3 protein-coding genes are annotated in these 1223 nt (G+C 33.9%); all 3 read left to right on the top strand.

Going from position 1 to position 1223, the window contains the following annotated elements; all coding sequences use genetic code 11:
• Positions 1 to 539 (top strand): hypothetical protein (locus AB1414_21155; protein MEW6609921.1); only part of this gene is annotated, 539 nt, incomplete at its 5' end.
• A 40-nt stretch (positions 540 to 579) separates the two neighbouring features.
• Positions 580 to 906 (top strand): hypothetical protein, encoded by a 327-nt coding sequence (locus tag AB1414_21150; protein MEW6609920.1) that lies wholly within the window; start codon positions 580 to 582, stop codon positions 904 to 906.
• 31 nt (positions 907 to 937) lie between these two features.
• The coding region (locus AB1414_21145) for a hypothetical protein (GenBank protein MEW6609919.1) at positions 938 to 1223 on the top strand (286 nt) is incomplete at its 3' end.

Here is a 1223-nt window from a genome sequence, read left to right as displayed (position 1 = left end):
AATCATGGCATAGCGGACAATTAACTAATAGTTATGAATATGTGCAAGTTGATAAAGAAAATAAATGTATTTTTATAGGTGTTGGGGTGCCCGGAGAAGGGACAGGAGATGTGTATGCCTATGGAAATTTAGGGGTTAAGATTAATTTAATCGATGAGATGGTCGGAAATTACCCGGTTGTTATTAGAATAAAAGGTAGCTATAATGGACAGTATCTTATAGATTTACCTGCTGGTGGTGAGGTTAGACTATCTCTGGAGGCAATTGATTTAACTACTTCAGCAACCCTGCCTTCTTATATAATTCCACCAGCTAATAATTGGACCTGGATTAGACCTTCTGCAGGTGATTTGACCGGGCAATTTGATTTTCAGACAGGATATATACTTACTACAGGACATCAATATAGAATTTATCTAAAGGTATATCTTCATACCTGGCTTAATACGGAACTTCAACCAATTTCTTCAAATGCAAATATTAACTTCTGTAATGAAAACAATTTTGTCAAATACGATTCTATTGAAGTTATCTTTTAAATATTGGTAACTATTTAACCAGTTAAAGGAGGAAATGGAAATGTGTCAAATTAAAAAAATACCTGTTGTTTTGTTACTTATAGGGTTTTTGATGACTAATTTCGTAAGAGTATCAGAGGCGAAATTTAAATTAGAGAAAGATAAGATTGCTCATATCGTTGTCAGCGCTGTAATCTATGATGCCACTTATCTTTATTGCGAAAATCGAGGTTTAAGTAAGTTTTCTTCATTTTGCTATGCAAGTTTAGCCACCGCGGCCGCTGGTATCATCAAAGAAGAAATGGATGATGTCTTTGACCATGAGGACTTACTCGCTGATGGAATAGGCTGGGGATTGGGAATAGCCATAATGGAAATAGAATTTTAAAAACCGAAAATAGAAATTAGAGACTGGAAAAATGAGAAATTTATTTAATCGTGAGAGTGCAGGTAAATCATTAATTTTATCTGAGGTGTGCGTAATTACCTCTTTACCTTACCTTTATTATATGTATTTCATTGGTATGCGGGAGATAATATTAAAGAATTTTCTTCCTAAACACCTTCCTTATCTGATAATACAGGATGTGTGGTATATATTTATTGCGACTTTCCTGTGTGGATTATGTGGTTTTGCCTGGAGTCAAAAATATGGGTTATATGGATTGGGTTCATTTTTAGATATTAAAAGAATTTGGTTGAAAT

It is taken from the genome of bacterium, assembly GCA_040755795.1.
Taxonomy (GTDB): Bacteria; UBA9089; CG2-30-40-21; order CG2-30-40-21; family SBAY01; genus JBFLXS01.
Note: the sequence above shows the minus strand (reverse complement) of the source record. Positions and strands in the feature narration are given on the sequence as shown.

What these genes read in the sequence shown, in the direction of transcription:
- AB1414_21150 (MEW6609920.1), top strand. Translation starts at nt 580, where the DNA reads ATGTGTCAAATTAAAAAAATACCTGTTGTTTTGTTACTTATAGGGTTT.